The sequence below is a fragment of the Streptomyces cyaneochromogenes genome, assembly GCF_003963535.1.
Lineage (GTDB): Bacteria > Actinomycetota > Actinomycetes > Streptomycetales > Streptomycetaceae > Streptomyces > Streptomyces shaanxiensis.
Map to the genome: position 1 here is coordinate 10,007,236 of NZ_CP034539.1, position 23,679 is coordinate 10,030,914.

24 protein-coding genes are annotated in these 23,679 nt (G+C 72.8%); 12 read left to right on the forward strand and 12 right to left on the reverse strand.

What is annotated here, in order from left to right; genetic code table 11:
- Nucleotides 1–10: 10 nt before the first annotated feature.
- Entirely contained in the window at nt 11–1,237 is a 1,227-nt protein-coding gene (locus EJ357_RS44935; protein WP_175647758.1) for an MFS transporter, read from the reverse strand.
- Between the two features lie 130 nt (nt 1,238–1,367).
- On the opposite strand from EJ357_RS44935, the gene EJ357_RS44940 reads away from it, so the two are divergent.
- Entirely contained in the window at nt 1,368–2,375 is a 1,008-nt protein-coding gene (locus EJ357_RS44940) for a DUF5937 family protein (RefSeq protein ID WP_126398266.1), read from the forward strand.
- Here the strand turns inward: EJ357_RS44940 and EJ357_RS44945 are convergent.
- The 5 genes from EJ357_RS44945 to EJ357_RS44965 all read right to left on the reverse strand — a co-directional run bounded on the left by EJ357_RS44945 (nt 2,356) and on the right by EJ357_RS44965 (nt 7,458).
- The gene (locus EJ357_RS44945; protein WP_126398268.1) at nt 2,356–3,372 is read right to left on the reverse strand and encodes a questin oxidase family protein; all 1,017 of its coding nucleotides are present in this window, start codon (nt 3,370–3,372) and stop codon (nt 2,356–2,358) included. The two genes, EJ357_RS44940 and EJ357_RS44945, sit on opposite strands and share 20 nt — an antisense overlap.
- Nucleotides 3,373–3,467: 95 nt before the next feature.
- A complete protein-coding gene (locus EJ357_RS44950; RefSeq protein WP_126398270.1) occupies nt 3,468–4,244 on the reverse strand; it encodes an NPP1 family protein in 777 nt (258 codons plus the stop codon).
- Between the two features lie 141 nt (nt 4,245–4,385).
- Nucleotides 4,386–5,366, reverse strand: coding sequence for a non-homologous end-joining DNA ligase (gene ligD, locus EJ357_RS44955; RefSeq protein WP_126398273.1), 981 nt, complete (start codon nt 5,364–5,366; stop codon nt 4,386–4,388).
- A gap of 100 nt (nt 5,367–5,466) precedes the next feature.
- Nucleotides 5,467–6,153 carry a response regulator gene (locus tag EJ357_RS44960; RefSeq protein ID WP_126398275.1) on the reverse strand — a complete coding sequence of 229 codons (687 nt, stop codon included), beginning with the start codon at nt 6,151–6,153 and terminating at the stop codon, nt 5,467–5,469.
- Nucleotides 6,154–6,303: 150 nt separating this feature from the next.
- A complete protein-coding gene (locus EJ357_RS44965; RefSeq protein WP_126398277.1) occupies nt 6,304–7,458 on the reverse strand; it encodes a sensor histidine kinase in 1,155 nt (384 codons plus the stop codon).
- Nucleotides 7,459–7,645: 187 nt separating this feature from the next.
- Here EJ357_RS44965 and EJ357_RS44970 point away from each other — a divergent pair, with 187 nt between their 5' ends.
- The 6 genes from EJ357_RS44970 to EJ357_RS44995 all read left to right on the forward strand — a co-directional run bounded on the left by EJ357_RS44970 (nt 7,646) and on the right by EJ357_RS44995 (nt 12,713).
- Nucleotides 7,646–8,296 (forward strand): TetR/AcrR family transcriptional regulator, encoded by a 651-nt coding sequence (locus EJ357_RS44970; protein WP_126398279.1) that lies wholly within the window; start codon nt 7,646–7,648, stop codon nt 8,294–8,296.
- A gap of 87 nt (nt 8,297–8,383) precedes the next feature.
- On the forward strand, nt 8,384–9,250 hold the full coding sequence (locus EJ357_RS44975) for a response regulator transcription factor (protein WP_126398281.1): 867 nt from the start codon (nt 8,384–8,386) through the stop codon (nt 9,248–9,250).
- A gap of 237 nt (nt 9,251–9,487) precedes the next feature.
- Nucleotides 9,488–10,720 (forward strand): cytochrome P450, encoded by a 1,233-nt coding sequence (locus EJ357_RS44980; RefSeq protein WP_126398283.1) that lies wholly within the window; start codon nt 9,488–9,490, stop codon nt 10,718–10,720.
- 59 nt (nt 10,721–10,779) lie between these two features.
- Nucleotides 10,780–10,974 carry a ferredoxin gene (locus EJ357_RS44985; protein ID WP_126398284.1) on the forward strand — a complete coding sequence of 65 codons (195 nt, stop codon included), beginning with the start codon at nt 10,780–10,782 and terminating at the stop codon, nt 10,972–10,974.
- Nucleotides 10,971–12,152: an NAD(P)/FAD-dependent oxidoreductase gene (locus tag EJ357_RS44990; RefSeq protein ID WP_126398286.1), complete on the forward strand. Its 1,182-nt coding sequence runs from the start codon at nt 10,971–10,973 to the stop codon at nt 12,150–12,152. Before EJ357_RS44985 ends, EJ357_RS44990 begins: the two co-directional genes overlap by 4 nt.
- A gap of 30 nt (nt 12,153–12,182) precedes the next feature.
- Nucleotides 12,183–12,713, forward strand: coding sequence for a MarR family winged helix-turn-helix transcriptional regulator (locus tag EJ357_RS44995; RefSeq protein ID WP_126398288.1), 531 nt, complete (start codon nt 12,183–12,185; stop codon nt 12,711–12,713).
- An 18-nt stretch (nt 12,714–12,731) separates the two neighbouring features.
- Here EJ357_RS44995 and EJ357_RS45000 read toward each other — a convergent pair whose 3' ends face one another.
- Nucleotides 12,732–13,931, reverse strand: a complete 1,200-nt coding sequence (locus tag EJ357_RS45000) for an MFS transporter (RefSeq protein ID WP_126398291.1) — start codon at nt 13,929–13,931, stop codon at nt 12,732–12,734.
- 63 nt (nt 13,932–13,994) lie between these two features.
- Here EJ357_RS45000 and EJ357_RS45005 point away from each other — a divergent pair, with 63 nt between their 5' ends.
- The 4 genes from EJ357_RS45005 (at nt 13,995) to EJ357_RS45020 (ending at nt 18,192) form a co-directional block, all read left to right on the forward strand.
- Nucleotides 13,995–14,843, forward strand: a complete 849-nt coding sequence (locus EJ357_RS45005) for an AraC family transcriptional regulator (protein ID WP_228473241.1) — start codon at nt 13,995–13,997, stop codon at nt 14,841–14,843.
- 73 nt (nt 14,844–14,916) lie between these two features.
- On the forward strand, nt 14,917–15,297 hold the full coding sequence (locus EJ357_RS45010) for a DoxX family protein (protein ID WP_126398293.1): 381 nt from the start codon (nt 14,917–14,919) through the stop codon (nt 15,295–15,297).
- Nucleotides 15,294–15,752 (forward strand): peroxiredoxin, encoded by a 459-nt coding sequence (locus tag EJ357_RS45015; RefSeq protein WP_126398295.1) that lies wholly within the window; start codon nt 15,294–15,296, stop codon nt 15,750–15,752. Before EJ357_RS45010 ends, EJ357_RS45015 begins: the two co-directional genes overlap by 4 nt.
- A 109-nt stretch (nt 15,753–15,861) precedes the next feature.
- On the forward strand, nt 15,862–18,192 hold the full coding sequence (locus EJ357_RS45020; protein WP_126398297.1) for a SpoIIE family protein phosphatase: 2,331 nt from the start codon (nt 15,862–15,864) through the stop codon (nt 18,190–18,192).
- A 6-nt stretch (nt 18,193–18,198) separates the two neighbouring features.
- Here EJ357_RS45020 and EJ357_RS45025 read toward each other — a convergent pair whose 3' ends face one another.
- From EJ357_RS45025 to EJ357_RS45035, 3 genes are all read right to left on the reverse strand, one after another.
- Nucleotides 18,199–18,633, reverse strand: coding sequence for a cupin domain-containing protein (locus EJ357_RS45025; protein ID WP_126398299.1), 435 nt, complete (start codon nt 18,631–18,633; stop codon nt 18,199–18,201).
- A gap of 138 nt (nt 18,634–18,771) precedes the next feature.
- On the reverse strand, nt 18,772–19,383 hold the full coding sequence (locus EJ357_RS45030) for a DNA polymerase ligase N-terminal domain-containing protein (RefSeq protein ID WP_126398301.1): 612 nt from the start codon (nt 19,381–19,383) through the stop codon (nt 18,772–18,774).
- 77 nt (nt 19,384–19,460) lie between these two features.
- On the reverse strand, nt 19,461–20,291 hold the full coding sequence (locus EJ357_RS45035; RefSeq protein WP_126398303.1) for an aldo/keto reductase: 831 nt from the start codon (nt 20,289–20,291) through the stop codon (nt 19,461–19,463).
- A 96-nt stretch (nt 20,292–20,387) separates the two neighbouring features.
- Here EJ357_RS45035 and EJ357_RS45040 point away from each other — a divergent pair, with 96 nt between their 5' ends.
- Complete coding sequence (locus EJ357_RS45040; RefSeq protein ID WP_126400883.1) at nt 20,388–21,452, forward strand: LacI family DNA-binding transcriptional regulator; 1,065 nt, start codon at nt 20,388–20,390, stop codon at nt 21,450–21,452.
- Here EJ357_RS45040 and EJ357_RS45045 read toward each other — a convergent pair.
- Nucleotides 21,415–22,815, reverse strand: a complete 1,401-nt coding sequence (locus EJ357_RS45045) for a glycoside hydrolase family 32 protein (protein WP_126398305.1) — start codon at nt 22,813–22,815, stop codon at nt 21,415–21,417. The two genes, EJ357_RS45040 and EJ357_RS45045, sit on opposite strands and share 38 nt — an antisense overlap.
- On the reverse strand, nt 22,812–23,666 hold the full coding sequence (locus EJ357_RS45050) for a carbohydrate ABC transporter permease (protein WP_126398307.1): 855 nt from the start codon (nt 23,664–23,666) through the stop codon (nt 22,812–22,814). The genes EJ357_RS45045 and EJ357_RS45050 overlap by 4 nt, the downstream gene beginning before the upstream one ends.
- Between the last annotated feature and the right edge of the window lie 13 nt (nt 23,667–23,679).

Here is a 23,679-nt window from a genome sequence, read left to right on the forward strand (position 1 = left end):
CGATAGTCCGTCACGACCCCGCGTCCGCACGGTACCGCCCCATTCCCGCCCCACCCTTGCCCCGCGCGCCGTCCTTCCCGGCCGCCCGCACCGGAAGGCCCAGCACCGCGAGTGCGCTCACCGTCAGCAGACCTCCGACAAGGAACGTGCCGCGTACCCCGAGAACGGACAGCAGCGCGCCGCCGAGCAGCGCACCGGCGGCGATGCCCACGTTGTAGGCGGCCGAGTTGGCCGCGAGGGCCGTCTCGGTGCGGCCCGGCGCCACCTGGAGCACCCGGCTCTGCGTCGCCATGAAGGCGGGCGCGACCGAGGCGCCCAGCAGCATGAGCAGCACGACGCTCACCGCCGGGACGTGCCCCGTCGCCCAGAGGCCCAGCAGCGCCGCCGCCTGGGCGGCCACCGGCACGGTCAGCGTGGCCCGCGGATACCGGTCGAGGAGCGGCCCGGCCACCATCACGCCGGCCAGCGCCGCCCCGCCGAATGCGAGCAGCACGGCACTCACCGCGTCCTCCCCGAAGCCGCTCACCTCATCGAGGAAGGCGACGACGTACGTGAACCCGGCGAAGGCACCCGTCACCGACAGGGCCGTGACGGTCAGGACGACGGCGAACCCGCGCCGGTCGGGGGCGGCGCCGTACGCGGCGTGACCGTCCTGCGGGCGGGACGACGGCAGCAGCACGCCGATGACCACGAGCGAGACCAGGGCCAGCACGCCGAGCAGCGCGAACGGCGTACGCCAGCCGGTGTGGCCGCCGAGCCAGGTCCCGGCCGGAACCCCGGCCACCGTGGCCAGGGAACCGCCGACCGACAGCAGCCCGATGATCCGCCCCCGGCGCTCCGGCGGGAACAGGCCGACCGCGACCGGCCCCATCACCGCCCAGAACACCGCCTGCGCCAGTGCCGTCGCCACCCGCGCGGCCAGCAGCACCCCGTACGACACCCCGCCGAGCGCCGACACCCAACTCGCCACCGCCAGCAGCCCCAACAGCCCCGCGAGCAGATACCGGCGCGGCACGGCGCGGGTGGCATGGGCGAGGGGCAGCGACACGACGGCCACCGTCAGGCCGTACCCGGTGACCAGGGCGCCCACGGCCGCGAGCGACACCCGCAGGTCCTCCGCCATGAGCCCGAGCAGCCCGACCGGCAGGTTCTCGGTGGTGTTGAAGGTGAACGCCGCCAGCATCAGCGCCGCGACGACGGCGGCACGCCGCCAGGGTGCAGGACCTACGCTGCCCATCCAACCGCCTTTCCGACAGGGGGAGTCGGGGCAAGCGTGCGGGGGCGGGGCGAGCGCTTCTACTCTTTCGGCCGAGGACGAATCTCTCTGCCTCGCACCGGACGAATCGCCGCTCACGACGGGGGACGCCATGCCGCTCGCTCTGCACCTCGGCACCGCCGACCTCACGCGCTGCCGGTTCGCGATCTCGCCGCTGTGCCAGACCCACGAAGCCCTGCGCATGCTCCGCCGACCGTCCCGGCACGGCTACCACCGGGGCTGGCTGCGTCGCGTGCGCCGTACGGTGGCCGGTCTCGACCTGTCCCCGCTGTGGCTGTTCGTCCCACCCCCGGGCGGCTACACCCCGGACTTCCTCGGCGCGCCCCCGCAGGAGCCGTACCCCTCCTTCGACGACGAGCTGGCGCGCATGCGCGCCACCGACCCGGCCCTGGCCCACGCGGAGATGGCCCGCTCACTGGCCTGCCGCCCCGGGCTCGCCGAGTCAGCGCAGGGACGTGCCGCCCTCGACGATCCCGCCGCCACCGTGCGGCGCCTGGCCGACCTCACGGAACGGGCCTGGCACGCTCTGCTCGCCCGGGACTGGCCGCGCCACCGTGCCGTGCTCGAGGCGGACATCGCGCACCGCTCCCGCGCGGTGGCGGACGGCGGCCTCGACGCGCTGCTCACCGGTCTGCATCCGGCCGTGGAGTGGGCCGACGACATCCTCACCCTGCGCGGGTACGGCGATGTGCCGGACGCCCAACGACCCGATGGCAGAGGCGTGTTGCTCATGCCGAGCGTGTTCGTGTGGCCGGACGTGGTGAGTGGCTTCGCGCGGCCCTGGCAGCCGACGGTCATCTACCCCGCGCGAGGCATGGGCCGCGTCCACACCGCCCTCGTGCCGCGCCCGCCGCAGGCGCTCGCCCGGCTGCTCGGCCAACAGCGCGCGGCCGTCCTCGTCGGCCTCACCACTCCGTCCTCGACGACGGAACTGGCCGGCCGCCACGGCCTGGCGCCCTCGACCGTGTCGGCCCATCTCTCGGTCCTGCGGGAGGCGGGCCTGTTGGTGTCCAGGCGTCAGGGGCACTGCGTGCTGTACGGGCGAACGGCCCTGGGCGACGCCCTGGCCGACGGGGACGTCACACCAGAGGCTCGCTGAGCTCGACGGCCCGCAGCGCGGCCGCGAGGGCGGGTCCGTCACCGACGTCGAGGGCCGTGTCGGCGAGCTTGATGACGTGTTCGTCCCCGTGGGCGAGGGCCTTCTCCAGGACTTCCTCGGCCGTCGGACGCGCCGATGGCACATGGGCGACCGGTTCCACGGGCCCGTACATCGCCGTCACGGCCGCGGACGCCGTCCAGGCCGCGTGCAGACTCGGGGCCCACAGCTCGCGGGGGAGCGCGTCGAGGGTGCGCAGGACGGCGTTGGGTGCCGTGGCCGCGTGGACGAGCATGGTGGGCTCGCCGTGGCCGTGGGTGGCATAGCGGTGGGTCGCGGCCCGGACGAGCTCGGCGAGGCGCTCCTTCGCGGTGTCCGGGTCGGTGATGTCGCCGGCCCAGACGGGCAGTCGGCGCACGGCGGCCAGACGGGTGCGGAATCCCACGTGCCCCGGCTCGATCGCCGGTACGGCGTCCAGGGACTCGGTGGCCGTCGGCGCGCCCGGCAGGGCGGCGACGCCGTTGATGGGCTGGTGGCGGGCGGCCCAGTAGCCCAGCGCGTGGGCGAGTTCGGTGAGCCGGGGCGCGTTCTCGCCCGCCTGGAGGGCGCGTACGGCGTGGCCCACCCGGATGACCGTGTGCGTGGCGCCGCCGTACATCCCGGGCAGCAGGCGCGGCCACCACTCGGCGAGCACGCTCTTCCAGGGGCGCTCGGCGAGGGTGCGGGAGTAGTGGTCGGTCCAGTCGGCGATGCGGCGCGGATCGCCCAGCGCCGAGGCCCAGTTGTCGTCGGTGACGGGGGCGACGCGGTCGGGGAACTCCTCCAACCGGTCGCGGTAGAGGTCCAGCCAGTGGTGGACGGCCCCCGCGTGACCGTGTGCGGCGAGGGCCTCGACGACCATGGGGGCGTGGTTGGTCAGCCAGCCGTCCCTTTCCGGGCCGGATGCGTGGACGCGTTCCAGGGCTTCTTCGAGCTGTCCGCTCGTGTCGATGGTGGCCATGAACGGGACGGTATGCCGCACGCTGGTGTGCCGGGATCGGGCGCGGGACGGAAGCCCCGGATGACGGGGTCCTAGGTCCAGCGCCCGATGCCGGGTCAGGCGTTGGGGTCGAACGCGATCCCCGAGGGCTTCGCCGACGCCAGGTGATTCGCGAAGTTGGCGTCCTTCAGGCCGAAGTTGGCGCTGCCGAAGTTGTACGCGACCAGCTTGTCGCGCACGCCCGACGGGTAGCCGTTCCAGCCGACCAGCGGCGGGTACTGCCAGGTGCCCTTGTGGTTCTCCGGCGGCTCGTCGCCCGAGCCCGCGAGGCGGAAGCAGTGCGTGCTGACGCCGTCCTTGTGGTACACGATCTTCGCGTGGGTGCCGTCGAAGCGCACCGACGACGCGGGGCTGATGGTGAACGAGCCGTGGTTGGACGTCGAGACGTACCGCACCGCGTTGTTCTGCACCCACACCACCACGTGCTCCCAGTCGTGCCGGTGCCCGCCGATGCTGCTGCCCGCTATCGCCTGGTCCTTCTCGAAGTACAGGCCGTACATGTAGGCGCACCAGCCGTTGTTGCACTTGTAGCGCGAGTAGCCGTTGGTGTTGTCGAGGTCCGAGGCGTCACGGCAGTCGCCGCTGAGCGAACCGGTCGGTTTCAGGCCGCCGTTGACGGTTCCGTCGGGCCCGATGGCGGGCGTGGAGTAGCAGCCGTCCGTGTCGTAGTCGTAGGCGGGCTGGTACGTCTGCTCGGCCGCCTCGGCGTTGGCGGGGAGCGCCGCGGGCGGGGCGGCGAGGGCGGTGCCGGGGAAGGCGATGACGAGAGCGGCGGCACCGGCCAGACCGGTGATCCAGCGCTTTCGGTGCATACGGGACGTCTGTGACGACACTGCGTCCTCCTCCTGATTCGGGCGCAGCCAACGGCTGTGGGGGGAAAGGCAGTTCAGGATCCTGGCTTTTCACTTCCGTGCCAAGAGCCACGGAGGTACCAGCGGTAACGATCAGCGCAACACTGGGCGCGAAGCTGTGAATCAGGCGCTGTCGTCCGGGACATCGGCCGCCGACTCCTCCGGCGTGAGGTCGGGCCTCAGCCGCAGCCAGGACGGCTGGCGCAGCAGCCCCGAGCGGGTGCGCACGCTGTAGCGGACCTCGCCGACCAGCCGGGGCCGCACCCAGTGCGCGCCCGACACCCGCGGGGCGGGGTCGAAGGGGCAGACGTCCGTCTCGGACGCCCGCAGCAGTTCGGCCAGTTGCGTCCGCTCGGCCTCGCTCCAGCCGGTGCCCACATTGCCGACGTACCGCAACCGCCCCGCCGCGCGCTGGCCGACCAGCACCGAACCCGGGAGGCCGGTGAGCCGCCCCTTGCCTGGCAGCCAGCCTCCGACGACGACGTCCTCGGTGCGCATGTTGCGGATCTTGATCCAGGAGCGGGAGCGCACCCCGGGCTCGTACACCGAATCCAGCCGCTTGCACACCAGCCCCTCCAGGCCGTGCTCGCGCGTCGCCTGCAGGGCCTCGGCGCCGTGTCCGACCAGCGCGGCCGGCGTCGACCAGTACGGCCCGGCGAGGTCCAGCGCCTCCAGCCGGCCACGGCGCCGCGTGTAGGGCAGCGGGACGAGGGAGCGGCCCGCCAGGTGCATCACGTCGAACAGCACCAGGTGGACGGGCGTGCGGGCCGCCATCCGCGCGGCCCGCTCCGGTGCGTGCGCCAGACCCATCCGGGACTGCAGCAACTGGAAGTCGGCGCGCCCCTGTTCGTCCAGCGCGAGGATCTCACCGTCCAGGACGGCGGGCGTGGCGCCCAGCGCGCCGCCGAGCGGCCGCAGTTCGGGGTAGGCCGCCGTGATGTCCTCGCCGGAGCGGGCGCGCAGCAGCAGGCCGCCGTGCCCGTCCAGATAGACGACCGCGCGCTGGCCGTCCTGCTTGGTCTCGTACGCCCAGCGCGCGTCCTGCACCGCGGACGGCAGGGTGCCGGGCGTGGCGAGCATCGGAGGGATCAGCGGCAGGCTCACGGGTCAGTTGTCGACGGCTGCGCCCACCACCACGCTCCCCGGCCGCCGTTTTCCCCTGAACGGCCGCCGACGCGCCGTCCCCCGGAGGACCGCTGTGACCTCAGTGGTCCGGGTTCGGCGGCAGGGCCCGCACCAGACCCGACTGGTAGGCCATCACGACGAGTTGGGCGCGGTCGCGGGCGCCCAGCTTCGTCATGGCGCGGTGGACGTGGGTGCGCACCGTCAGCGGGCTGACGAAGAGCTTCTCGGCGATCTCCTCGTTGGAGTGGCCTTCGGCCACCCAGGCCATGACCTCCCGTTCGCGGGCGGTGAGGGCGGCGAGGTCCTCGGGCGCGGCCGACTGCGAGCTCTCGGCCGGCGAGGCCAGGAACCGGGTGATCAGCGTGCGGGTCGCGGTGGGGGAGAGCAGGGACTCGCCGGCCGCCACGGTCCGGATGCCGTCGAGCAGCACGTCCGCGGTGACGTCCTTGCCGAGGAAGCCACTCGCCCCGGCCCGCAGCGCCTGCGCCACGTACTCGTCGATCTCGAACGTGGTGAGGATCAGCACCCGCACCGCCACGAGGTCGGGGTCGGCACAGATCGCGGACGTGGCGGCCAGCCCGTCGGTGCCGGGCATGCGGATGTCCATCAGGACCAGGTCGGGACGGTGGGCCCGGGCGAGGTCGACGGCCTCGGCGCCGTCGGTGGCCTCCCCGACCACCTCCATGTCCGGGCAGGAGTCGATCAGGATCCGGAAGGTGGCCCGCAGCAGGGCCTGGTCGTCGGCGAGCAGTACACGGATCGTCATGAGCGGGGTTCTTCCGGTTCCGGAGCGGTCGGGTACAGCTTCCAGGGAACTGCGCGGCACGTCGTCGTCCGTATGCCGACATTCGCCGGTACTCGGAACGCAGTACGCGCCACGGTCAAGGTCATCCCCGAGGGGGAGCGGCGCCCGTCCTCACCACACGCACGGCAGCTCCACCTCGACCACCGTCGGCCCGCCGACCGGGCTGGACAGCCGCACCGTACCGTCGAGCGCCGCGACCCGCCGCCGCATCCCCAGCAGCCCCGAACCGGCCGACTCCTCCGCCCCGCCCTGGCCCTCGTCGGCCACCTCGACCCGGATGCCGCGCCGCATCCGGGCGATCCGTACCGTGGCCTGCGCAGAGCCGCTGTGCTTGGCCACGTTGGTGAGCGCCTCGGCCACCACGAAGTAGGCCGCCGCCTCCACCGCCGCGGGCGCCCTCGGCCCGTCGTCCTCCAGCCCCGCCACGTCCACGGTGACGTGCGGCCCGCCGCCGGCCGCCAGTGCGCGCACGGCGCCGACCAGACCGCGGTCGGTCAGGATCGGCGGATGGATGCCGCGCACCACCTGCCGCAGTTCCGCCAGCGCCTGCTCGGCCTGGCCTTGGGCGTCGTCCAGCAGCCTGCGGGCGGCGTCGGGGTCACGGTCGTAGGCGCGTTTGGCCAGCCCGATCCGCATCGACAGGGCCACCAGGCGGGCCTGTGCGCCGTCGTGGAGGTCGCGCTCGATACGGCGCAGTTCGGCGCCGTGGGCCGCGATCGCGTCGGCCCGTGTCGCGCTCAACTGCTCGACCCGCGCCGCCAGCAGTGCCTTCGGGGACGGCCGCAGCAGCGCGGTCGACCAGCCCGCCTCCAGGTCCGCGAGGCGCACGATCCACGGCAGGACGACGGCCCGGCGGCGCAGCAGCCCGCACCCCACGCCGTCGACGACGAGCCCGAGCGGCCACAGCGGCAGGGCGAGGAAGACCAGCGCGCCGTACACGTAGTAGGCGGCCATCCAGCGCAGATCGGTGAGCGTGCCGGGATCCCGCACGGCCGTCCGCAGGCGCTCGGTCAGGGGTCCCTCGATCACCCGGTACGCCTCGGGGATCTCGCGCCCCGTCCAGGCGGCGGTCAGGCGCCGCTTGGCCCCGGCGATCCGCCGGACGAGCAGCACCGTCTCGGGCAGCAGCCAGCAGCCGATCACCGCGACGGTCCCGATGGCGGTGATCAGCAGCACCGTGATGAAGAGATACAGGCCGAAGGCCATCGCGGCGGCGACCGTCAGATGGACCGTCGCACGCCCGGCCTGTCGCACCGTCGTCCGCATGCCCAGCACGCCAGGCGGCCCCGGCTCCGCGCGAGGGGGTGCGGGCACCTGGGGTGCAGGTGTAGCCCGCTCCACCATGTTCACGCTCTTTCAATCAGGTGACTTAGATTGTAGGGGTGAGTATCCGCGACAGCTCGAGGGACTGGCCGTCGCGGGGAATCGGTGAAGTCCCGGTGTGGTGGTGATCATGGCAGGCAGGACCCTGCGGGAGGAGCAGGTCAACGCGACCCGGGAGCTGCTCCTGACCGCGGCCGAGCGGCTCTTCGCCGAACACGGCGTGTACGCGGTGTCCAACCGCCAGGTCAGCGAGGCCGCGGGACAGGGCAACAACACGGCTGTCGGCTACCACTTCGGCACCAAGGCCGACCTGGTCCGCGCCATCGCCCGCAAGCACGCCGCGCGCATCGAGGAGATCCGCGCCCGCCTGGTCGCCGACCTGACCGACCCCGACGACGTACGCGGCTGGGTGGACTGCCTGGTCCGCCCGGCGCTCGAACACCTCGCCGCGCTCGGCAGCCCCACCTGGTACGCGCGGTTCTGCGCGCAGGTCGTCTCGGATCCCGCCCTGCACCGGATCATGGTCGAGGAGGCCCTCACCGCCCCGTCGCTCCAGAAGATCATCGAAGGCCTGAACCGGTGCCTGCCCGACCTCCCGGCCGAGGTCCGCGCCGAACGCGGCGAGATGGTCCGCCACCTGATCGTCCACGTGGCCGCAGAACGCGAACGCGCGCTCGCCGAGCACACGCCCACCCCACGGGCCAGCTGGGACGACGCCGCCACGGGCCTGGCCGACGCGGTCGTCGGCATGTGGCTGGCACCCGTCACCCCGGGCCGCTGACGCCCCCGCACAAGGAGTACGAAGGAGTACGACCGTGCAGACGACTCTCGGCCAAGGCCGCCGCGGCGGCGCCGGACAGGGCGGGTTATGAGCCCCCGGCAGACGGCCCTGCCCGTGAACGGTGCCCTTCGTCGCGCGGCGGACGGCGCCACCGGGGGCAACCCCGCTCCCAACCCCGCCGCTCCCAACCCCGCCGCTCCCAACCCCGCCGCTCCCAACCCCGCCGCTCCCAACCCCGCCGCGCCCAACCGCGCCGCCCTCGCCCGCGGCGCAGGCCAGCACGTCCTGATCGTCGCCGGTGAACCCGACCTCGCCGAACTGCTCTCGACCACCCTGGAGTTGGCGGGCTACCGGATCAGCCTCAGCGCCACCGGCGCCGAGGCGCTGGCAAGGGTCACCGAGCACCACTTCGACCTGGTGGTCTTCGACACCACCCTGCCGGACATGGCGAACTTCGGCCGGGAGCGCCGCCCCGCCCTCCCGCACCGCCCGCCCGTCCTGCTCCTCACCGAGTACGACTCGCTGCACCGGCTCGTGCCCGAACTCGGTATGGGGGAGCGGGACTACGTCACCAAGCCGTTCCGGGTGGCCGAAGTCCTCACCAGGATCCAGGTCCTGCTCCGCGGCACCCGCCCGGGCCCGCCCAGGGGCAATCCACTCCAGTACGGCGACCTCGTCCTCGACGACACCGTGTGCCGGGCGACGCGCGGGACGCGCGCCCTCGACCTCACGCCCGCGGAGTACCGGCTGCTGCGCCACCTCCTGGGCAACGCGCACCGGGTGCTGTCCAAGGAGCAGATCGGCCGCTACGTCTGGGGCGACCACCGCGGCGACAACGCGATCGAGCAGCTCATCTCCCGCCTGCGCCGCAAGGTCGACCGGGAGGGGCCTGCGCTGATCCACACACGCCGGGGTTTCGGGTACTGGCTGGGGCGGGCCGACGTCGATTCGTGACCCGCGGCGATGCAAACGAGGGCGCCACCGAATCCGCTCGGGGGCGCCCTTCGTCGTGCTGTGAACGCCGGTCGGCCGGTCGCCCAATCAGCGTGCGGTGAAGGCGAGTTAAGTACCGAACTGTGATCTGGGCCACGTCAAGTCTCCTGTCAGGAAACTGACCGGAAGGCGTCAGACCCCTCTGTTTGCATGTGCTCATCGAGGCCGATCCCCCACCCCCCACGACCGAGGAGCACCATGGCCGACACCGTGAACGGCACCGCGCCCGAAGCGCAGGACGCCGTCCCCGAGTTCCCGATGCCCCGGCAGTCCCGCTGCCCCTTCGACCCGCCGTCCGCGCTCAAGGACCTGCAGGAGCAGGGGCCGCTCACCAAGGTGCGGCTGTGGGACGGCAGCGAGCCCTGGCTCGTGACCCGGTACGCCGAGCAGCGGGCCATCCTGGGCGACCCGCGCGTCAGCGCCGACACCGACCGGCCCGGCTACCCGACCAAGGCCAGCCCCGAGGCGGGTGAGGGCAAGCTCAGCTTCATCATGATGGACGACCCCGAACACGCGCGGCTGCGCCGGATGGTGACGGCGCCGTTCGCCGTCAAGAAGGTCGAGGCGCTGCGGCCCGCCGTACAGCGCATCGTGGACGGCCTGATCGACGACATACTGGCCGCGCCCGGCCCGGTGGACCTGGTGGACGTGTTCGCGCTGCCGATCCCCTCGCTGGTCATCTGCGAGCTGCTGGGAGTGCCGTACGAGGAGCACGACTTCTTCCAGGAGCACACCAAGACCATGGTCCGCACGACCGCCACGCCCGAGGAGCGGGGCGCGGCGAGCCGTGAGGTCGCCGGCTATCTGGCCGGACTCCTGGGCAGGCGGATCGCCGAGCCGAAGGACGACCTGCTGTCGAGCATCGCCGGGCGCATCGCCGCCGGTGAACTCACCCACCAGCAGGCGACCGAGATGGCCCTGCTCCTGCTGATCGCGGGCCACGAGACCACCGCGAACATGATCGCGCTCGGCACGCTCGCCCTCCTTGAGCACCCCGACCAGCTCGCCCTGCTGCGCGAGAGCGACGACCCGAAACTCGTCGCCTCCGCGGTCGAGGAACTCCTGCGCTATCTGCACATCACCCACCTCGGCCGGCGCCGGGCGGTCACCGAGGACATCGAGATCGGCGACCAGGTGATCAAGGCAGGCGAGGGCGTGATCATGGTCAACGAGATCGGCAACCGCGACCCCGAGGTCTTCCCCGACCCCGACCGCCTGGACATCACCCGCGACGCCCGCCGCCACGTCGCCTTCGGCTTCGGCGTCCACCAATGCCTCGGCCAGCCGCTGGCCCGGATGGAGCTCCAGGTCGTCTACGGCACCCTCTACAAGCGCATCCCGACGCTGAAGCTCGCGTGCGCGCTCGAAGACGTCCGGTTCAAGACCGACGCGTTCATCTACGGCGTGCACGAACTGCCCGTGACCTGGTGACGGCTCCCCACCATCCGCAGAACCGACCGACAACCACGTATGACGAAGGGAATCCGACCATGAAGGTGGAGCTGGAAGCCGAAAAGTGCGTCGCGTCCGGGCAGTGCGTGCTGGCCGCCATGGACGTGTTCGACCAGGACGACGACGGCATCGCGATCCTGCTCGACGAGCAGCCCGCCGCCGAGCACCTCGACGGCGTCCGCGAGGCCGTCGCGATCTGCCCGGCCGCCGCGATCCGGCTGGTCGACCAGTGAGGCACATCGTCGTCGTGGGCGCCTCGGCCGCGGGGCTCGCCGCGGCCGAGACGCTCCGCCGCCAGGGGCACGACGGCACGCTCACCCTCGTCGGCGACGAACCGCTCGCCCCGTACGACCGCCCGCCCCTGTCCAAGCAGGTGCTGGCCGCCGAGTGGGAGCCCGACCGGCTGGCCCTGCGCACGGCCGGCGACCTGGCCGGGCTCGACCTCGATCTGCGCCTCGGAGTGGCCGCCACGGGGATGCGGCTTGCCGACGGCGCGGTGGAGCTGGCCGACGGCTCGACATTGCCGTACGACGGGCTGATCGTGGCCACCGGGGTGCGGCCGCGCCGGGTGTCCGGGGAGGGCGGGCATGTGCTGCGCACCCTGGACGACGCGGTGCGGCTGCGGGAGCGGCTGACACCGGGCCGGCGGCTGGTGGTGGTCGGCGCCGGGTTCCTCGGGGCCGAGGCCGCCGCCGTCGCCTGGCGGCTCGGCTGCGAGGTCACCCTCCTCGAACCCGCCCCGGTACCGCTGGCGCACGCCGTCGGCACGGAGGTCGGCCAGGTGCTGACCCGCGCCCACCTGGAGCGGGGCGTGAACCTGCGCTGCGGGGCCACCGTGGCCGAGGTGACCGGGGACGGCGTACGGCTCGCCGACGGCGAACTGGTCGAGGCCGACGAGGTGTTGGTCGCGGTCGGCTCACGGCCCAACACCGACTGGCTGGAGGGCAGCGGGCTCACCGTCGGCGACGGCGTGGTGTGCGACGAGTACTGCCGGGCCGCGCGCGACGTGTACGCCGCCGGTGACGTCGCCCGCTGGTACAACCCGCTGTTCGGGCAGTCGATGCGCATCGAGCACCGCACCAACGCCGCCGAGCAGGGGATGGCCGCGGCCCGCAACCTGCTGAACCCGGACGCCCGCAAGCCGTTCGCGCCGGTGCCGTACTTCTGGTCCGACCAGTACGACATGAAGATCCAGGCGTACGGGTATCTGCGCGGACACGGCGAAGTCGCCGTGGTGGAGGGCGACCTGAACGAGCGCCGGTTCGTCGCCGCGTACCGCACCGGCGACCGGCTGGCCGGCGCCCTGGCGGTCGGTATGCCGCCCAAGGTGATCCGGCAGTGGCGCCAGGCCATCGCTTCCGGCGCGAACTGGCGGGAGGCGGTGGGAGCCGGAGAGGTGCAAATTAGTTGAGTTACGCAAGTAGATGGTAAAGTTGCTCCCATGTCCACATCAGCGCTCCCCGAACTCCCCGGCACGCCCGCGTCCCCGGAAGTGGTCGAGATAGAGCGCGCGCTCACCCGGATCACCTACCTGAGCACGCGGGCCCGGCAGCACGACCGGCTGATGGCCCTGGCCGGCGTGCCGCTGGACCGGGCCGCCGTGGCGCTGCTGCGCCAGGTCGCCGACTCCGAACCGCTGCGCCCCGGGGAGCTGGCCAACCGGCTCGGTGTGGAGGCCTCGCACGTCACGCGCACGGTGCAGCAGCTGCAGAAGTCCGGGTACGTCTCCCGCGTCCCGGACCCGCAGGACCGCCGCGCCCAGCGCATCGAGCTCACCGAGGCCGGCCGGCAGGCCATCGCCCGGGTCCGTGACGCGGGCGCCCGCGGCATGCAGCTCGCTCTGGCCGACTGGACGCCGCAGGAGCTGCGTCAGCTGGCCGGGCTCTTCCACCGCATGGTCGACGACTTCCTCGCCCACGCCATCGACGAGGACAGCGAGCCGCAGCAGACGGCACCGGCCGGGACCGCCTGACGCATCCCCTCGCGTGGCTCACGCCGAGGTCGCGCGAGGACGATCGCCCGACGTGCCGGGAGTCGGGGCCGCCCGTCCGGGCGCCGTCGGCTCCCGCAGCCCGCACAGCAGCAGCCGGCCCAGCGCCGGCAGGGCGATCAGCGGAAGAAGGGCAGTCCGCAGCGAGGTGGCGTCGGCAAGCGCACCGATGAACGGCGTGGCCAGCCCGCCCACGCTCACGGTCAGGCCGAGCGTCACACCGCTCGCCGTCCCCACCCGCCGGGGCAGATAGTCCTGGCCGAGCGTGATGTGCAGCGAGAACGGCACGTACAGACCGGCCGACGTCAGCGCGACGAACAGATACACGGGCGGGCCGGGCACGAGGACCACTCCCGCCACCGCGAGCACCGTCAGCACATACGCATGGCGTACGACCGCCAGCCGCCCGTACCGGTCGGCGAGCCGCCCTCCGGCCACGGTGCCCACCGCACCGCCGACGTACAGCACGCACAGTGCGGCGGTACCGGCCGCATCTGCGCCCCCGGTCCGCTGGCGGACGTACAGCGAGACGAACGCGCTCAGCCCGACGAACACGACCGACCGGCACACGACGGCGCCGGACAGTCGCAGGAACGACCTCCAGTCGTCGCACCCGGCGACCTCGCTCCGGCCGGCGGTCCCTCCCCGGCTTCCGGCCGAGCGCACCGCCGCCGCGCACAGCGCCGCCCCCGCGACGGCCGGGACGATCAGCAGGGGAGAGGCGCCCAGGCCTCCGGTGGCCACCGCCGACGCCACCAGCAGCGGCGCGAGGGCGAAGCCGACGTTGCCGCCGAGCGAGAACCAGCCCATCGCCGTATGGCTGCCGTGCGCGGCGTCGCGAGCCGCGCGGGCGGCCTCCGGGTGATACGCGGCGACGCCGACCCCCGACACGGCCACCACCGCCAGCGTGAGCGCGTAGGACTCCATGACCCCGCTCAACGCGACCCCGGCACCGCCCGTCAGCGCGCTGAGCGGCAACAGCCACGGCATCGCCCAGCGGTCGGTGAGCGCCCCGAACAGCGGCTGCACCACCGACGACAGCAGGGACGCGGCGAGGACGACGCCCGAGGCGGCGGCGTAGCCGTAGGCGCGCTCGGCGACGAAGTACGGGACGAGGGCCGCCACGGCGCCCTGGTACACGTCGACACAGGCGTGGCTCAGGGACAGCAGGGTGATGGCTCGGTTGCGTTTCGTGGACACCCTGCGATCGTCGCGGGACCCGGCCGCGGCCCGCTTTCGATAATCTGCCGAACTGTGTCGAACATCCGCCACGGGAACATCGGCGACAGGAACAGTGGCGACAGGATCAGTGGCGACAGGAACATCCGCCACACGCCGACCGCACCGACCCGCGCCCAGATCCTCGCCTCCGGCCAGCGCATCGACGCGCACCGGCACGACGACCACCAGATCGTCTACGCGGGCTCCGGCGTCCTCGCCGTCACCACCGACGCCGGCACCTGGTTCGCACCCGGCAACCGCGCCATCTGGGTCCCGGCGGGCACCGCGCACGCGCATCGCGCCCACGGCCACCTCGACCTGCGCCTGGTCGGCCTGCCGGCCACCGACAACCCTCCCTCCGACTCCGTCCGGGGGTACCCCCATCTCGCTTCGCTCGGCCTGGACGCCCCCACCGTCCTCGCCGTCGGCCCGCTGCTGCGCGAGCTGATCCTCGCCTACACCCGCGACCCCGACGACGACAGCCCCGAGCGCCGCCGTCTGCTCGCCGTCCTGTGCGACCAACTGCGCGCCTCGCCCCAGCAACCCTTGCGCCTGCCCACCCCCACCGATCCACGCCTGGCCGCGGTCTGCGCGCTCGTCCACGCCGACCCCGCCGACTCCCGCACCCTCGCCGCCCTCGGCGCCGCGACCGGCGCGGGCGAGCGCACGCTCAGCCGGCTCTTCCGCCACGAGTTCGGCATGACCTTCCCGCAGTGGCGCACCCAGTCCCGCCTCTACCACGCGCTGCGCCTGCTCGCCGAGGACACGCCCGTCACGACCGTCGCCCACCGCTGCGGCTGGTCCTCCGCCAGCGCCTTCATCGACGTCTTCCGCCGCTCCTTCGGCTACACGCCCGGCACCCACAACCGCCGCGCGGAGCAGGGCGGGTGACCGGCCGGGGCGGGTGGCGAGCCATGATCTACCCTCCGGTAGCATCCGGCGGCAGGCCATCCAAGGAGGATCCGTGCCCCGGTCCGAACGCTCGCCCCTGCTGCTCGCCGGCCTGCTGGCCACCGCGGGAGTAGCCCACTTCGCCGCCCCACGCCGGTTCGACGAGACCGTGCCCAGCGCCCTGCCGGGCACGGCCCGGACCTGGACGTACGCCAGTGGTGCCGCCGAACTCGCGCTGGCGGCCGGTCTCGCGCTGCCGCGCACCCGCAAGGCCGCCGCGCTGGCCACCGCCGCCTTCTTCGTCGGCGTGTTCCCCGCGAACGTGAAGATGGCCGCCGACTGGCGGCACCGCCCCGCCCCGCAGAAGGCCGCCGCCTTCGGCCGCCTGCCGCTGCAGATCCCGCTCGTGCTGTGGGCCCGCAACGTCGCGAAGAACGCGGAGGGCCGGGCATGAGCGCACAGCTGAAGGTCGGCGACAAGGTCGAGGACTTCGCGCTGCCGGACGAGACCGGCACCTCCCGCAGCCTCACCGAGCTGCTCGCCGAGGGACCGGTGGTCCTCTTCTTCTACCCCGCCGCCCTCACCCCGGGCTGCACCGCGGAGGCCTGCCACTTCCGTGATCTCGCCGCCGAGTTCGCCGCCGTCGGGGCACGGCCCGTGGGCATCAGCGGGGACGCGGTCGAACGCCAGCAGGAGTTCGCCGACCGGCACACGCTCGGCATGACCCTGCTGTCCGATGCCGACGGGGCGGTCCGGGAGGTGTTCGGCGTCGCGCGCGGGTTCTCCCTGGCGCCCACCAAACGGGTCACCTTCGTCATAGGGCAGGACCGGACGGTCCTGGAGGTCGTCCGCAGCGAACTGCGCATGAACACCCACGCCGACCGGGCCCTCGCCGCGCTGCGCAAGTGAGCGGACGCTCGCGCCGGGCGGCGGCGCCCGCGGGTGTCGTGGCCTCGCGGGTGCGGCGGCCCGGGCGTCGCGGTTGATGCGGTGCGGCGTAGGACTCATGCTGGACGACATGGAGCGCGTCTCCGCTGCGGCGATCGTCGATGCCCAGGGTGTGGTCAAGGGGTGGAGCGAAGGTGCCCGGCGGCTCACGGGCCGCACGGCCGAGGAGGTCGTGGGACGGCCCGCGCGGGACCTGCTCGCCGAGGAACCACCTCCCCAGACCATGGCCGCGCTGACCGGCACCGTCGTCCTGCGCCACCGCGACGGCTCGGAGGTCCCCCTCACCCTGCGGGCGCACGCCGTACTGGGCGAGGACAGCGCACCCGACGGATACATGATCACCGGCGAACCGCCCGACGCGCCGGAGCCGACCCTGGCCGAGCGGGCGTTCCAGCAGGCGTCCATGTCCATGTCGATCTTCGACACCCAGCAGCGCTACCTGCGGCTCAACGACGCCGCCTGCCAGGGCATGGGCATACCGGAGGACCTCCTGATCGGCCGGCCCTTCCCGGCGACCGTGGAGGACGCCGAGCACAGCCGTGGCTTTCACTGGCATCTGCGCCAGGTCGCCGAGACGGGCAGGCCGGTCCGCTACGAGAGCTTCACCGGTGCCCCGGTGCTGAACCGGGAGCACGCCTGGAGCATCGAGATGTGGCCGGTACGGGGCACCTCCGGCGATGTCGTGGGAACGGCACTGGCGGCGTTCGACAGCTCCGACCAGTACTGGGCGCGGCAGCGGCTGGCCCTGCTGAACGAGGCGGCCGCCGCCATCGGCACCACCCTGGACGTGGTGCGCACCGCCGAGGAGCTGGTCGGCGTCGTGGTTCCCCGGTTCGCCGACTTCGCCAGCGTGGACCTGTTCGACTGGGTGCTGGGCGCTGAGGAGCCGCCGGCGCTGTCCGGTACGGACATCGCCCTGCGCCGCGTCGCCCACGGCTCCGCCACCGAGGGCACCCCGGAAGCGGCCGTGCACCTCGGCGAGGTGGACTACTACCCGCCGTTCTCGCCGCCGGCCCGGGCGATCCTGGAGAGCCGGGTGGTCCAGAGCCAGGCGGGCGAGCCGGCGTTCATGCGGTGGGTCCAGGAACGCGACGCCCGGGCCCCGGCCGGCCGGCGCCACCGCGTGGGCGCCCACTCGATGATGGCGGTGCCGCTGCGCGCCCGGGGCACCACGCTCGGTGTCGCCGTGGTCGTGCGCATCAGGCAGTCGGACGACTACGTCGCCGACGACGCCGTGTTCGCCGAGGAACTCGCCAGCCGGGCCGCCGTCTGCGTCGACAACGCCCGCCGCTTCGCCCGGGAGCGCACCACCGCGCTGTCCCTGCAGCACAACCTGCTGCCCCGGGGGCTGTCCGGACAGGCGGCCGTCGAGGTGGCCCACCGCTACCGGCCGTGCGGTTCGCAGGCCGGCATCGGCGGCGACTGGTTCGACGTGATCCCGCTGTCCGGCAGCCGGGTGGCCCTCGTCGTCGGCGACGTCGTCGGACACGGCATCCCGTCGTCGGCCACCATGGGCCGCCTGTGCACGGCCGTCCGCACCCTCGCCGACGTGGACCTGCCGCCCGACGAACTCCTCACCCACCTCGACGACCTGGTCACCCACCTCGCCGGGGACGACACCGACGAGGTCGCCGAACTGGGCGCCACCTGCCTGTACTCCGTCTACGACCCCGTCACCCGCCGCCTCACCCTGGCCGCCGCCGGCCATCCGCCGCCGGCCCTCGTCCTGCCCGACGGCACCACACAGGTCGTCGAGATGAACGCGGGACCCCCGCTCGGCGTCGGCGGACTGCCCTTCGAGGCCATGGACGTGGAGTTGCCGGAGGGCTCCCTGGTCGCCCTGTACACGGACGGCCTGATCGAGGACCGCGACCGCGACATCGACCACGCCACCGCCGAACTGTGCCGCGCGCTGACCGCGCCCACCGAGAGCCTCGACGCCCTGTGCGACAGCGTGCTGAAGGCCGTGCTGCCGGAGGACCCCAGCGACGACGTGGCCCTGCTGCTGGCCCGCACCCGGGCCCTGGGCGCCGACCGCATCGCCACCTGGGACGTCACACCGGACCCCGAACACGTGGCTGCCACCCGGCAGGCGGCGACCGAGCAGCTGACGGCATGGGGACTGGACGAGGCGGCCTTCGTCACCGAACTCGTCGTCAGCGAACTCGTCACCAACGCCATCCGGTACGGCGCACCGCCCATCCAGCTCCGGCTGATCCGCGATCGCACCCTCATCTGCGAGGTCTCCGACGGCAGTTCCACCTCCCCCCACCTGCGCCGCGCCCACGCCTACGACGAGGGCGGCCGCGGACTGCTGCTCGTCGCCCAGCTCACCCAGCGCTGGGGCAGTCGGCAGACCGACAGCGGCAAGACGATCTGGGCCGAGCAGCCGCTGCCGTAGCCGTGGTCACTCGAACGGACAGCCCGGGTTCGGAGCGTCCTGGGAGAACGGCGCGCCGTGCGGCAGCACGTACAGCACGTCGAGGACGACCGGTGTGTCGCCCTCGTTGCGGCCTATGTGGATGTTGCCGGGCCCGGCCGGCTCCTGGATGAAACTGCCCTTGGGGTAGATGCCGTCCGAGGCACAGGTGGAGTTGTAGTGGCTCAGCGTGCCCTGCTGGGTGAAGGCGTACAGCGGCCCGTCGTGGTAGTGCCAGCCGGTGGCCTGACCCGGCGGGATGGTGACCTCCCGGAGGATGTAGTCGGTGTCGCCGACGGTCTTCTGACTGATGATCCGGCCGGTGACGCCCGGCCCGGGCGGAGTCGCCTGGGCGGGCCCGGCGACCAGGACGGTGGCGGCGGCCACGGCGCCGGTGACGGCGATACGGAGCGCGGAGCGCATGACGGATTGCCTCCAGTGGCGAGAGTGCTGTCGCCGTGAACATAGAGGCAGGGAAGGGTAGTTGAGGGCGGAACCACAACATCCGCCGAAATCAGGGGAGGCAGGACCCTCGGCCGCCGCGGTTCACCTCGCGTCGGTTCACTCCGCGTCGCCGTCCGTGGCGACCTGCGCGAGCGTACGACCGGTCCGCACCGACCGGGCCCGGCGCGGGTCGGGGGTGCCGTGCCCGCCCGCTCGCGCCTTGCCGGCCTTCACCAGCAGCCACGCCTCACGCTCACCGTCCAGGCCGTCGCGGAACCGGGTGAGCGCGTACTCCCCGTGCAGCTTCGACCCCCTCAGCCGGAACGTGGCGTGACCTCGCTGGAGGGACTCACCGAAGTCGACGGGCCGCCCCTTGCGGTCATGGCTCAGCGGCTCGTACGTGCCGTTGTCCCAGACGATCACCGTGCCGCCTCCGTACTCGCCCTGTGCGATCACGCCCTCGAACTCCTCGTACTCCAGCGGATGATCCTCGGTGGGCATCGCGAGCCGCTTGTCCTGGGGATCGTCGGAAGGGCCCTTCGGCACCGACCACGACTTCAGTACGTCGTCCACCTGCAACCGGAAGTCGAAGTGCAGGGTGCTGGCGTCATGAATCTGCACCACGAACCGCGGCTCCTCACCGGAGGCCGCGGCACGTCCCTGCGGCTCCCGCGTCCGCCCGAAGTCACGCTTGCCGCGGTACTCCCGCAGCCGGTCCTTCTCACCCACGTGCGCCTCCTTCCCGAGCGCCCCGAGTACCCGCGACGGCGTCCCTGACGCCGCCTGGAGCCGGAGGGCGAACGCCCTCAGAACTCCTCGTGCACCTCGGGGTCCCCGCCGAGCCGCCGATGGGCCCGGTCGGAGACGGCGCCCATCTGCGTGGCGTCCAGGGTGAAGCCGAAGACGTCGAGGTTCTCGCGCTGCCGCTCCCGGTTCGCGGACTTCGGGATGGGCAGGGCACCCAGCTGGGTGTGCCAGCGCAGGACGACCTGGCCGGCGGTCACGCCGAGGGCGTCGGCGATGCCCTTGACGACCGGATCGTCCAGGAGGCTCGTGCCACGGCCCAGCGGGCTCCAGCTCTCGGTGAGGACGCCCTTGCCGGCGTGGAAGGCGCGTAGCTCGTCCTGCGGGAACAACGGGTGCAGCTCGATCTGGTTCACCGAGGGCAGGACACCGGTCTCCTTCTCCAGCCGCTCGATGTGCCCGGCGGTGAAGTTGGAGACGCCGATCGACCGGACCAGGCCGTCCTGCCGCAGTTTGATCATGGCCTTCCAGGAGTCGACGTACTTGTCGACGCGGGGGAGCGGCCAGTGGATGAGGTAGAGGTCCACATAGTCCAGGCCGAGGCGGGCGCGGGACTCCTCGAAGGAGGCGAGGGTCTCCTCGTAGCCGTGGTGGCGGCCCGGGAGCTTCGTCGTCACGACGATCTCCTCGCGGGGCACGCCGCTGGTCGCGACGCCCCGGCCGACGCCGGTCTCGTTGCGGTAGTTCGTCGCCGTGTCCACGAGCCGGTACCCCAGCTCCAGGGCGTCGCGCACGGCCTGTTCGGCCTGCGTGTCGTCCATCGGCCAGGTGCCGAGGCCGAGGGCGGGGATCGTCGTACCGTCGTTGAGCGAGCGGGTCGGGATGCTGATCACTGCCGGACCTTCCCTTGACTGTGTCGTCCTTCCAGGGTCACGGATAGGGTGAGCCTTGATCAACCGGAACGGCGGGGGGACGAGGCGGCGGACGTCATGGGCGGCACCGGGGAGAAGCAGGCGACAGGATCGGGGCGTCCCACGTCACGGGACGTCGCCCGGCTCGCCGGCGTGTCGCACACCGCGGTCTCCTTCGTCTTCAACGGCCGCGCCGAGGGCAACCTCTCGCCCGCCACCCAGGAACGCATCCGGCAGGCCGCCGCCGAGCTCGGCTACCGCCCCGACCCCGTCGCCCGCGGCCTACGCCGCCGCCGTACGGCAGTGATCGGCCTGGTCACCGACGAGATCGCTTCCTCGCCCTTCGCCGGCCGGCTGCTGCGCGGCGCCATGGAGACCGCCTGGGCCAGCGAGCACCTCGTGCTGACCATCGACTCCGGTGGCGACCCGGCCAAGGAGGACGCGGCCGTCGCCGAGCTCCTCGACCGGCGCGTGGACGGCATCATCTACGCGGCCATGTCGCTGCGCCGCGTCCGTGTCCCCGAGGGCCTGCACCGCACCCACTCCGTCCTCGCCAACTGCCTGCCCGAGGACGACTCCCTGCCCGCCGTCATCCCCGCCGAACGCGCGGGCGGCCGTACGGCGGCCCGGCTGCTCCTTGACGAGGGGCACCGCAGGGTCGCCATGGTCGGCGGGCAGGACGACCTCGCCTCCGTCGACCGCCTGCGCGGCTTCCGGGACGCGCTGCGCGCCGAGGGGATCACCGTGCCCAAGGAGTGGGTCGTGCGGAGCGGGGGCGAGATCAGCGGGGGCCATGAGGGCGCGATGCGCGTCCTCGACGGCGTCCCCGCCGACCGGCGGCCCACCGGGATCTTCTGCTACAACGACCGTGTCGCGGCGGGCGTCCTGCACGCCGCGACCCGGCTCGGCATCGCCGTCCCCGGCGATCTGTCGGTGGTCGGCTACGACGACCAGGAGCACATGGCCGAGTTCCTCACCCCGCCCCTCACCAGCGTCGCGCTGCCCCACCGGGCGATGGGCGAGGCCACCGCACGGCTCCTCCTGGACTCCATCGACACGGGCCGGACGCCGCCCGCGACGGTACGGCGCCTCGCCTGCCCGGTGATCAGTCGTGCGTCGGTGGGACCGGCTCCCAGCCGGTGACGGTGGCCGCGGCACCCGTGACGACGAGTTCGGGCACGTCGTCCGGCCGCCGGTAGACCCGCTCGGTGACCGTCGCCCGGTCGCCGACGAACAGCTCCCACAGCGAGCCGTCGACGAGGATCCGCACTTCATGGGCCGGCGCCCGCACCACGATCGGCGCCGACCCCTCGGGCCCTGAGCGCGGCCAGCCACTGCGGTCGAGCGTCACGGTCCCCGCGTCCGGGTCCAGCACGACCGTCAGCTCCGCACCCGAGACCGACCGCAGCAGACTCACGGTGGTCCGGCCCGACGCGGTGACGCTCAGGTCGTACGACTCCGGGAGCGGGGCACGCCGCCCCGGTGCGGCGACGAACGGCTCGGCCGCACGCAGCAGTTCGAGCTCCGGAGCGGGTACGACGCGCAGGGCCCCGTCGGCATGGACGTCCACCACTCGCGGCGCGGTCAGGACTCCGGCCCAACCGGCGCGGTCGACCTCGCTCTGCTCCCGTGCCTCCCAGGACCACCCCCACATCAGCGCCCGCTCCGGCTCCTGGAGCACGGCGGGCGCGTAGAAGTCCCGCCCGTGGTCCAGCCGCCCGCCGCTGCGGGCCTCGAAACGCAACTCGTCGTCGCCGTACGGCCGCAGACGACCCGTCAGATAACCGGTGCCACAGGGGTCTCCGTCCCACAGCGACACCACCAGCACCCACTCCCCGCCCGCCGTCCCGAAGAGCTGCGGGCACTCCCAGCCGACGGCCTTGTCCCCGAACACGTCCGCCGCGACCGGATCGTTGCCGTCGAGCAGCACCCCGGCGAACCGCCAGTCGGCCAGGTCGTCGCAGTCGTACACCAGCACCGACGGCGTCCCGTCGGCATGCCCGGCGCCGACCAGCGCCCACCGCCTGCCACCGCTGCTGAACACGAACGGGTCGCGGAACATCACCACGTCCAGGTCCGCCGGCGGGCTGGTCACCACCGGCTTCGGCACCGGCCTCCAGTCGGTGAGCGTCTCGTCCTCCGGCATCAGCGCCCGTGCCAGGCAGATCGCGCCCAGGCCGGTGTGGTGCCGGTCGACGCCTGTGTAGACGGCCGTCGGCACGCCGTCGTCGTCGACCACGCAGCCCGACCAGCAGCCCGCCTCGTCGGGCCCGCCGGGCGTCGGGGCGAGCGCGATCGGATGGTGCTCCCAGTGGACGAGGTCATGGCTGGAGACGTGACCCCAGTGGACGTTCGCGTGCACCGGGGCGTCGGGGTTGTGCTGGTAGAAGAGGTGGTGGCGGTCCCGCCAACGGAAGGGACCGTTCGGGTCGTTGATCCAGTTGGCGGGGGGACGGACCCGGAAGCGCGGGGCGTTCGGGTCCGTCGAGTGAGCGGTGAGGCTCAACGGTTGACTCCTGCGGACGTGATGCCCTCACGCAGAGGGCGCTGACCGACGACGAACACGACGACGGCGGGGATCATGGACAGGACGACACCGGCGAGCACCACCGAGATGGAGCCGGTGCCCAGGTTCCCCTGGAGGGAGACCAGGCCCAGGGGGAGGGTGTAGTTCTGGCCGGAGGTCTCCAGGATCAGCGGCCGGAAGAACTCGTTCCAGTGGTAGTTGAAGGCCAGTACACCGACGATCGCGAGACCGGGCGCGGCCAGTGGCGCGTACACGGACCGGAAGATCCGCCAGGGCCCGCAGCCGTCCAGCATCGCCGCCTCGCCCAGGTCCTTGGGCATGCCCAGGAAGTACTGGCGCATCAGGAAGGTCCCGAAGGCGGTCGGGAAGGCCGGGATGATCAGCCCGAGCAGGGTGTCGGTCAGGCCCATCGACTTCAGCACCAGGAACACCGGCACGATCGTGACCTGCAACGGCACCATCATGGTGGCCAGCACCAGCCCGAACAGCGGCTTCTTGAACCGGAACTCGAGGCGTGCGAAGGCGTATCCCGCAAGCCCGGCCGTGATCATCTGGCCCACCGCGATCAGTGCGGTCACCAGCGTCGAGTTCAGTGCGAGCAGCCATACGTCGATCTGGTCGAAGACCCCGCGGTACGACTCCACGGTGGGGTCCGTCGGGATGATCTTCGGGGGCAGGTCGAAGGACTCGGCCGGCACGCGCAGGGAAGTGGAGACGGTCCAGATGACCGGCCCCAGGGTCAGCAGCGCGCACACCGCGAGTGTGGCGATCCGCGCCCACGGCGCGAGCGAGTGGCGGGCACGGCTGAGGTTCATCGTCGCTTGGCTCATGGGACTCACCCGG

Excerpts from the sequence above, each read along its gene's own strand:
- EJ357_RS45025 (WP_126398299.1), bottom strand. The coding sequence starts at position 18,633 with ATGCGCTCCGCGCTCCGTATCGCCGTCACCGGCGCCGTGGCCGCCGCC.
- EJ357_RS44940 (WP_126398266.1), top strand. The coding sequence starts at position 1,368 with ATGCCGCTCGCTCTGCACCTCGGCACCGCCGACCTCACGCGCTGCCGG.
- EJ357_RS45020 (WP_126398297.1), top strand. The coding sequence starts at position 15,862 with ATGGAGCGCGTCTCCGCTGCGGCGATCGTCGATGCCCAGGGTGTGGTC.
- EJ357_RS44935 (WP_175647758.1), bottom strand. The coding sequence starts at position 1,237 with ATGGGCAGCGTAGGTCCTGCACCCTGGCGGCGTGCCGCCGTCGTCGCG.
- EJ357_RS44970 (WP_126398279.1), top strand. The coding sequence starts at position 7,646 with ATGGCAGGCAGGACCCTGCGGGAGGAGCAGGTCAACGCGACCCGGGAG.
- EJ357_RS44965 (WP_126398277.1), bottom strand. The coding sequence starts at position 7,458 with ATGCGGACGACGGTGCGACAGGCCGGGCGTGCGACGGTCCATCTGACG.
- EJ357_RS45050 (WP_126398307.1), bottom strand. The coding sequence starts at position 23,666 with ATGAGCCAAGCGACGATGAACCTCAGCCGTGCCCGCCACTCGCTCGCG.
- EJ357_RS44975 (WP_126398281.1), top strand. The coding sequence starts at position 8,384 with ATGAGCCCCCGGCAGACGGCCCTGCCCGTGAACGGTGCCCTTCGTCGC.
- EJ357_RS44960 (WP_126398275.1), bottom strand. The coding sequence starts at position 6,153 with ATGACGATCCGTGTACTGCTCGCCGACGACCAGGCCCTGCTGCGGGCC.
- EJ357_RS44980 (WP_126398283.1), top strand. The coding sequence starts at position 9,488 with ATGGCCGACACCGTGAACGGCACCGCGCCCGAAGCGCAGGACGCCGTC.
- EJ357_RS45015 (WP_126398295.1), top strand. The coding sequence starts at position 15,294 with ATGAGCGCACAGCTGAAGGTCGGCGACAAGGTCGAGGACTTCGCGCTG.
- EJ357_RS44945 (WP_126398268.1), bottom strand. The coding sequence starts at position 3,372 with ATGGCCACCATCGACACGAGCGGACAGCTCGAAGAAGCCCTGGAACGC.
- EJ357_RS45040 (WP_126400883.1), top strand. The coding sequence starts at position 20,388 with ATGGGCGGCACCGGGGAGAAGCAGGCGACAGGATCGGGGCGTCCCACG.
- EJ357_RS44995 (WP_126398288.1), top strand. The coding sequence starts at position 12,183 with ATGTCCACATCAGCGCTCCCCGAACTCCCCGGCACGCCCGCGTCCCCG.
- EJ357_RS44985 (WP_126398284.1), top strand. The coding sequence starts at position 10,780 with ATGAAGGTGGAGCTGGAAGCCGAAAAGTGCGTCGCGTCCGGGCAGTGC.